The sequence below is a fragment of the Bacteroides sp. MSSM.1001136sp1_RTP21357st2_D2_RTP21359_211015 genome (genome assembly GCF_040913205.1).
GTDB classification, from domain to species: Bacteria; Bacteroidota; Bacteroidia; order Bacteroidales; family Bacteroidaceae; genus Bacteroides; species Bacteroides ovatus.
Window position 1 is genome coordinate 25,707 of record NZ_JBDFVF010000050.1, and the last position, 8,457, is coordinate 34,163.

General features: G+C 39.9%; 10 protein-coding genes and 1 pseudogene. All 11 read left to right on the top strand.

What is annotated here, in order from left to right; genetic code table 11:
- The first annotated feature begins 77 nt into the window (after positions 1–77).
- Positions 78–1,523, top strand: a complete 1,446-nt coding sequence (locus tag AB5217_RS23120; protein ID WP_008017300.1) for a phage portal protein — start codon at positions 78–80, stop codon at positions 1,521–1,523.
- Entirely contained in the window at positions 1,477–2,538 is a 1,062-nt protein-coding gene (locus AB5217_RS23125; protein WP_234128290.1) for a phage prohead protein, read from the top strand. Before AB5217_RS23120 ends, AB5217_RS23125 begins: the two co-directional genes overlap by 47 nt.
- A 17-nt stretch (positions 2,539–2,555) precedes the next feature.
- Entirely contained in the window at positions 2,556–4,133 is a 1,578-nt protein-coding gene (locus AB5217_RS23130; RefSeq protein WP_234128289.1) for a phage major capsid protein, read from the top strand.
- Positions 4,134–4,137: 4 nt separating this feature from the next.
- Positions 4,138–4,560: a hypothetical protein gene (locus AB5217_RS23135; RefSeq protein WP_073344885.1), complete on the top strand. Its 423-nt coding sequence runs from the start codon at positions 4,138–4,140 to the stop codon at positions 4,558–4,560.
- 8 nt (positions 4,561–4,568) lie between these two features.
- On the top strand, positions 4,569–5,111 hold the full coding sequence (locus AB5217_RS23140) for a hypothetical protein (RefSeq protein WP_073344888.1): 543 nt from the start codon (positions 4,569–4,571) through the stop codon (positions 5,109–5,111).
- Entirely contained in the window at positions 5,108–5,680 is a 573-nt protein-coding gene (locus tag AB5217_RS23145; protein WP_004300276.1) for a hypothetical protein, read from the top strand. The genes AB5217_RS23140 and AB5217_RS23145 overlap by 4 nt, the downstream gene beginning before the upstream one ends.
- Positions 5,677–6,516 (top strand): hypothetical protein, encoded by an 840-nt coding sequence (locus AB5217_RS23150; RefSeq protein WP_004300278.1) that lies wholly within the window; start codon positions 5,677–5,679, stop codon positions 6,514–6,516. Before AB5217_RS23145 ends, AB5217_RS23150 begins: the two co-directional genes overlap by 4 nt.
- Complete coding sequence (locus AB5217_RS23155) at positions 6,513–6,668, top strand: hypothetical protein (RefSeq protein ID WP_004300280.1); 156 nt, start codon at positions 6,513–6,515, stop codon at positions 6,666–6,668. The genes AB5217_RS23150 and AB5217_RS23155 overlap by 4 nt, the downstream gene beginning before the upstream one ends.
- Positions 6,669–6,717: 49 nt before the next feature.
- Positions 6,718–7,239: a hypothetical protein gene (locus tag AB5217_RS23160; RefSeq protein ID WP_008775912.1), complete on the top strand. Its 522-nt coding sequence runs from the start codon at positions 6,718–6,720 to the stop codon at positions 7,237–7,239.
- A 30-nt stretch (positions 7,240–7,269) separates the two neighbouring features.
- Entirely contained in the window at positions 7,270–7,431 is a 162-nt protein-coding gene (locus AB5217_RS23165) for a hypothetical protein (RefSeq protein WP_171034495.1), read from the top strand.
- Positions 7,431–8,457, top strand: a pseudogene (locus AB5217_RS23170) (phage tail tape measure protein); the annotation flags it as partial. The gene AB5217_RS23165 and the pseudogene AB5217_RS23170, both read left to right, overlap by 1 nt.

Genomic DNA, 8,457 nt, shown 5'->3' on the forward strand with positions numbered 1-8,457 from the left:
GTTTTCGTAATTTCAAGATTTTAGTGTTTTGGAAAACGGTTTTCCTTTTTACTTAGTTTTGCTCAAAAAGGAACCCAATGAATATTTTTTTTGATAATCTATTTGGAAAGAAATCTAAGACTAAAGGTGAAGTTGAAATAGTTACTTCATCTGAAAATAAGGATATAGATACTCAAAGTGGCAAGGCTGAAAAATGGTCAGTTGCATACATTGAGGACCTTACTAGTCCTATTGTAGCGGGCAGTAACTATCTAACGCTATTCAGTACGATACCTGAAGTCTTTTTCCCGATCGATTATATTGCATCGCGAATTGCAGGTGCTAATTTTCAATTGAAGAAAACTAAGGATGACAGTATAGTATGGGCGAATAAACGAATGAATGGCATACTTAGTCGTCCTAATTGTTTGATGCGTTGGAAAGAATTGATTTATCAGCACCATATTTATAAATTGTGTACAGGGAATAGCTTTATTCGTGCCGCTATGCCTGATGTCTTTTCTACAGCTGAAAAATGGAGATATTGCGATAATTATTGGGTGCTACCTTCTGATAAGACTATTGTAGAACCTGTTTACGGGAATATGCCATTGTTTGGTATTGCCCAAACAGAAGATATTATTCGTAGCTATCGTTTGGAGTATGGTTGGAATGGTAGTTTGGAAATTCCTCCATACCAAATATGGCATGATAGAGACGGAAGTGCAGAGTTCTATTCAGGGGCTATGTTCTTGAAGTCCAAAAGTCGTCTTGCTTCCCAAAATAAGCCAATGTCAAATCTAATAGCTGTATATGAAGCTAGAAATGTGATTTATGTAAAGCGGGGTGGATTGGGCTTTATTGTAAGTAAGAAAACTGATGCTACCGGTTCAATAGCGTTGACTGACGATGAAAAGGAACAGCTTTTGAAGCAAAATTTTGAGAAGTATGGTGTAAGGAAGGGTCAGGTACCTTATGGTATTTCAGATGCAGATATTGACTTTGTTCGTACTAATCTTTCTATTGCAGAGTTACAGCCGTTTGAAGAGACTTTGGCTGATGCAATAAATATTGCAGGGGCATACGGCATCCCTGCCGTTCTTGTTCCGCGAAAAGACCAGTCCACATTTAGCAATCAGGCTACTGCTGAAAAGAGCGTATATTGTTCAACTGTTATTCCTATGGCCAAACAATTCTGCAAGGATTTTACAGCTTTCCTTGGTCTTGAAGGAGGGGGATATTATTTGGATTGTGATTTCTCTGATGTTGATTGTTTGCAGGAAGGATTGAAAGAATCCGAGGACGTAAAGACAAATATAAATAAACGTTGTCGTGAACAATTCTCATGTGGGCTTATAACGCTCAATGACTGGCGTGCCCAAATAGGTGAAAGTATGATAGAAAATCCCTTGTTTGACAAATTGAAATTTGATATGTCAGATGAGGAACTGGATAAAGTAAATCGAGTTTTTAACACTAAAAGTGGAGATGAAAAAGATGGAAGAGAAAATCAAAAGCCTTCAGTACAAGACAAAGGCAAATGATGTTGATGAGAAGGGTATCGTTACCGTTGCGGTGAATGGTATCGGTGTGAAGGACTCACAAAATGACATATCTATGCCCGGCTCATTCAATAAGACATTGAAAGAAAATATTGGTCGGATGCGTTGGTTCCTGAATCATCGTACAGACCAGTTGTTAGGTGTTCCGTTGAGTGGTAAGGAAACAGAAGGTAATTTGGTTATGGTCGGTCAGTTAAATCTTGAAAAACAGATTGGCCGTGATACGTTAGCTGATTATAAACTGTTTGCAGAGAATGGCAGAACACTTGAACATTCTATTGGGGTCAAGGCCATTAAAAGAGATTCTGTTGATCCCTGTAAAGTGCTTGAATGGCGTATGATGGAATATTCAACATTGACAAGTTGGGGGAGTAATCCCCAGACTTTCCTTGTGAATATTAAGTCTGCTACTGCCGACCAGGTAAAGGAGGCTGTTGATTTCATTCGGAAAGCGTTCTTGCAGCATGGATATAGTGATGAACGTTTAAAAGGATACGATATGGAATTAAGTTTATTACTGAAGAGCCTCAACGGTGGTGCCGTTGTCTCATGTCCTCATTGTGGTCATCAATTTGATTATGATGCAGAAACAGAGCATACCTTTGCCCAACAGGTATTAGATTATGCTGCTGATTATCAGAGATGGATAACACAGGACATTGTAAGGGAAGAAATGGAGAAGCTCACTCCGGAGATTAGAACCCAAGTAATTTCTCTTATTGATTCTGTCAAATCAGAAAAGAAAGAATTTTCTCAAAAGGGTCTACAAGACCTTATGAATTATGTAAGATGTCCCCACTGTTGGGGAAAAGTATATCGTTCGAATGCTATTCTGCAAAACACTTCTGAAGATACCACCGGAAAAAATGAGCCGTCTGTTGACACTCAAGAAAAGAATGACGGGGAAAATGGGAACGATGAAGTGACGATTAAAGCCGCTGATAATGGCACTTTACTCGATTTTAAGAGTTTGAATAGCTGTTTCGAGAATAAATAACTTAAAATTTAAATTTTATGCCAATTAGAAAATTTACAGTATCAGATTTTAATCTGAAAACGGACGGCTTGCCGGCAGAACAGAAGGCGTTTATGGAAAACATCGTCGGCATGATGTGTGAAGTAGTAAACAAGTCCCTTGAAGGAATTGCATCACCGGATGAGGTATCAAAACAGTTTGACGATATTAATAAATTGCTGAAATCCTATGACAATGAGAAGTTTCAGCAATTGGTTAAAGACAATGAAGAACTCGTTGCCCAGGTAAAGACCCTTGGAGAAAGTATTGAGAAAATGAAACAAAAGGGCTTGTCTATGAATGCTATCAACAAGTTCGATGAGAAGTTGAACGAGATGCTTGATTCTGAAAAATTCAGAGATTTCGCAGAAGGAAAAACACGCAAATCAGGAGAATTTGACGGCTTCTCCTTGAAAGATGTCGTTTCCATGACTGACAATTACACCGGTGATTTGTTGATTACTCAACAACAGAAACGTGTTGTGACTCAGGTTGCCAACAAAAAGTTGCATATGCGTGATGTATTAACGACGCTGACTGCTGATCCTGCATACCCTCAACTTGCCTATGCGCAAGTATATGCTTTCAACCGCAATGCCCGTTTTGTAACAGAGAATGGGCGTTTGCCTGAATCAAGCATCAAGGTAAAAGAGATACAGACAGGAACTAAGCGCCTTGGTACTCATATCCGTATCTCAAAACGTATGTTGAAATCAAGAGTGTACATTCGTTCCTACATCTTGAACATGCTTCCTGAAGCTGTTTGGATGGCAGAAGACTGGAACATCTTGTTTGGTGACGGTAATGGGGAGAATCTGCTTGGTATTGTCAATAATACTGGGGTGACTTCTGTAGAGAAGATTATTAGTACAGCCATTGTTACAGGTGCTGCTGGTGCTGTAAAAGCTATTACCGGATATAACGGTGATAAGGATGTGATTGTAGAGTTTGCAGAACCACAGGATTTGATTCTTGATGGAATGAGTATCACGTTCGCTGGTGCCGCTGTTCTTACAGAACTGAACAAAACACACGCTCTTGTGAAAATGGAAGATGGGCGTATCCTTATTCCTGGTGTCGCGTTCTCCGGTGCTGAAACTGCTACGGATAAGATGACATTCAGTGTTCATGAAGCCGGCTTTAAGAATATTGAGGAACCCAACTCTGAAGATGTAGTGAAAACTGCTTTCGCCGCAATGACATATGCCCAGTATTTTCCGAATGCTATTATTCTTAATCCAATGACTGTTAACGGTATGGAATCAGAGAAAGATACGACAGGACGTAATCTTGGTATCGTTAAAATGGTTGATGGGGTGAAATATATTGCCGGTCGCCCGATTATCGAGTATGGTGGTATTCTTCCTGGTAAGTATCTTTTGGGTGACTTCAACCAAGCCGCAAATTTGGTTGATTATACCACTTTGACACTTGAATGGGCTGAAGATGTGGAGACCAAGCTTTGCAACGAGGTTGTATTGATGGCACAAGAAGAAGTTATCTTCCCGATTTATATGCCGTGGGCTTTCGCTTATGGGGATTTGGCCGCATTGAAGACTGCAATAACTAAAGCGTAGGATTATGGATTACATACTTAGAGGTAACGATAAGGATGTAACCAATGTGCTTAAAGAGCAACGCATTCGGATTAATAGAGGGATGATTCAACTCATCCCTATTTCCGAATGTGGTCTTGTTACAGAAGAAGATGCCCGAAAGACATTGGAATGTATGCTTGCAGAGAAAAATGAAGAGATTGGCAGGCTTACTGTATCCATTGTAGAGAAAGATAAGACAATTGTTGAACTGACAGAAGAGCGTGAAACAATGAAAGCTCGCATTGCAGAACTTGAAGTACAGGTGCCTTCTGATGAAAAGAATCTTCCGGTTGCCGATTCAAAAGATTTGCAAGAGGAAGATGCCAAGGAGGTAACTGTTACAGATGATAAAGCCGTTTCCGTGGAAGATGAAAAGAAAACCGGGAAAGGCAAGACTTCTAAATAACTATCGCTATGTTGATTGATGTTTCATATTTTATGTCAGGTCCCAGGCATATTGAGAATGTTTCGGTTGCTGAAATGCCTTCGCCCCAATCTCTTGCTGTGAATGAGGTGATAAATGGGTATATTAAGGTATTTCAGCCCGAATTTCTCCGGAATGTTGTTGGTGTGACTCTTTCCCAAGCTATCACAGATTATTTGGAGCTTATTGAACGGGAAAAGGAAGATTCTTCAGATGAAGTTGATATTTCAGAAGAGAAAGAAGCCCCCCAGTCCGGATATGCAGTATTATGCGAGAAGCTGTGTGAACCGTTCGCTGACTATGTCTTTTATCATATTCTTCGTGACGCAAACACCCAGGCTACAATAACCGGGCTTGTCCGTTTGAAATGTGCTAATGAATATATGGCTCCTTTGAAGAGACAAGTAAGCACATGGAATAGCATGGTAGAGAAGAATAAACAGTTTGTTGAATGGGCTATGTCGAATGATTGTCCTTTCGATGTGAAAATAACCAAGAATCTTTTGACCCCAATTAATGCTTTCAATTTATGATAGATTTAGATATAACAGAACTGTTTGAGGAGATTGTAAAGGAACTTCCAGAAGGGCTTGAAATTCTCTATCCAAATGGGAAAGGGGGAACTAAAGTTATGAAGTCCCCAAGGTTGAATTACATCTTCGGTAGCAGTCAATATATCAAAGATATTTTAGATGAATACAGTAAGTCTTCTGCCCAGTCTGAAAGGAAGTTTCCATTGGTTGCACTATTCACTCCAATTAGTGAGGATAGGGGTGATGCGGATTATTTTTCAAAAGCAAAGGTTTCGTTAATTATAGCATGTTCTTCTTGTAAAGAGTGGAGCAATGAGATGCGCAGAACCACATCTTTTAAAAATATCCTTCGGCCAATCTATAAACGTTTATTGGAAGTATTATATGAAGATTCTCGGTTCGACTGCGACTATGACGAAAAAGTGAAACATAGTTATTCAGAAAACTATTCATATGGCAGATACGGAGCCTATACAGATTCCGGTGAGGCTGTGAGCGAGCCGATTGATGCCATAAATATACGCTCGATGGAAATAAAAATTAATAATCTTAATTGTAGAAGAAAATGAGAAAGATTAGAACGTGTAAGGGTTCCCGGATGAACACTGGTAGTTCTGCCTGTAGCATTGACTGGAAAAAAGTCAAAGGTGCTATCTTGACAGAACATGGTGTCAAACTCCCTGCTGATATAACAGGTGAGAAGTTGCTCGAATTGTGCCATGCAGACCGTCCCGGGCGTATTTACCCTATTTTGCCATTCCTGGAGTATGCCAAGAATGGTGGAGAGCCTCAAGTTAATCCTGTAGGGTACGGTGCAAGTGAATACAACGGGCTTAGCGCTCAAACAGACACCTTCACTTTGAAGAAATTTGATGAGGTTTTGAATGCCCAGCTTCTGAAATGTGCCAATAAAGGATGGGACGTTTACTTTTGGAATCAGGATAATATGTTGATCGGTTATAATGATGACACTGATATCCTTGCCGGTATTCCGATGTCTACTGTTTACCCGACCGTGACACAGTACCCGACCAGTAGTGCTAAGTCTGCGATGACTGTTAGTTTTTCACATGAAGATGTGGAAGACAGCCAATTGCACTTTGACTACGTGCAGTTAGACTTCAATCCCAAGAATTTCGTTAAAGGCTTGGTTGATGTTGTGTTTCAAAAGTTGGAGGCCGAAAATACTTACAAAATAGTTGAAGTTGTTGGTGGTTATGACCGTACAGAAGAATTTGGCAGTCTTATTGCTGATGGTGCTGCTGAAGTTATGAATAACGTAACTTCTGCTACATATTCGGATGGTATCATTACCATTGTTCCTAAAGCCGGGGCGGTTCCTTCGTTGAAAGCTCCTTCTGTATTGTATGAAAAAGGAATCAGAGGTATCGAGCAGGTGTCATGAAGGTAGATAATGTTACGTTCGTCGAGGTTGCTGTGAAGGGCATGACGAAGGAAGAGTTTATTAATGCGCACATTAAAGTCGTGTGGCAGGAACTGAAGGAAGCTGACCGTAAGAAGAAGCTCTCGGAAGTGTACGATGCGATAACTAAGTAACCGACGGGCTGGGGTGTGATTACAGCCCAGCCCGTTATATTTTTACTGTATGGCAGATTTTGATGAATTACATAGAGTTATTCATTCCATTGCATCCGGGTTTGAAGAGGAATGTATTAGGTGTATGGAAGAACATAAGAATGTGCTCGTTGATTGTATTCAGGAACAATTATATTCCGGCTTGGACGGTACCGAACATCTATTGAATCCTGATTATGATACTGACACCTATTTTAACGAGCCCGGTCCCTGGCAGAACCGTGCGGAACAATATAAACGATGGAAGGAGAGGATAACTCCACCTCTTAGAAGTGAGATACTTTATTTGCCACCGCGTCCGGTTGAGGTACCTAACCTCTTTATTACTGGTACTTTCTATGATAGCATAACTGCCGATAGAATTGATTCCGGGCTTCGATTCTCAACGAAAGGATTTACGGACGGTAGTTCTATTGAGAAGAAATACGGTGAGCAGATTTTAGGCATTGGTGATACAGCTAAAGAGTACTTTAATATTATGTATCTCCGTCCCTGGATGGAACGTTTCTTTTCAGAATGTGGATATCGGTAGAAAATGGCTTGTAGTTGCGAAATAAAAAAGATGCAGAGTGAACTGGAACGTATCAGTGATCTTGCAAAGAAAGCAGCTGTCTTGGATGGTTGCATGTATGTTGTTTATCAGAAAGAAGATGGTACCTATGCTTTTGATAAACTTGGAGTTGAGATAAAAGGAAAGATTATTGAATATAGACATTATCTGTAATTATGGATTTAAAATTGAAAGATTTCGTTGATGAGAGCGATTTGCAGAAATTGGTGGAGCTTGATAATACTATTGAGCGTGTGAGGGCTGATTATGTTAATGCGGCCAAAGAATTAGCAAAAGGTTTGAAACTAAATGTAGAAGGTGTTGCTGATCTTGAAAAGTTGAGTAACCTTTATAATACTCAAGCAAAAACGGCTGGTTCTGCATCTGCTGAATTAACCGAAGCTCTTAGAAAACAGTCTGAAATAACTCAAACTGTCAGTAAGAAGATAGAGGAAAAGCTAAATGTAGAGAAATTATCTGCTGCTGAACTGAAGAAACTAACCAAAGCAAACTCGGATAATGCTGTGTCCTTGGAAAAGGCTGCTAAAGCAGAAGCTAACTTGACAAAAGCGCAGAATGCCGGTAATACTACTCGTAAGAAAGCTGTTCTATCTGAAGAAGAACGTTTAAAACTTATCAGAACTGCTATTATCTTGACTAATCAGGAAGTACATAGCCGTTCACAAGCAAAGGAAATGAATAAGCAGCTGCAAAAGGCTGTTGATGTTTTGAAAGATACGGATGAAAACTATATTCGTACACTTGCCCGTCTTAATTCTACAATCGGAATCAATACCGATTACATAAAGCGAAATTCCGATCGATATAGTCAACAGAAAATGACTATCGGTGCATACCGGGAAGAAGTAAAGGCTGCATGGGTTGAGATACAGAACGGTAATAAATCCATGCAGAATATGGGTGTTATTGCCCGGAATGCCGGTAGGATGCTTAATACAGAGCTTGCTCCTGGGTTAAGTAAAGTTGGTGCTGGTTTAAAAGGGTGGGCAGCTGGATATATTGGTGCACAAGCTGTTGTTAGTGGAGTTGTTGCTTTATTTACAAAACTGCGTGAAGGAGTAGGTGATATTGTTAAATTTGAATTAGCTAATAGTAGGCTTGCTGCAATATTAGGAACCACTTCTGATAAAGTGAAGGAGTTAACTGCGGATGCTCAACGTTTGGGTGCTACAACGAAAT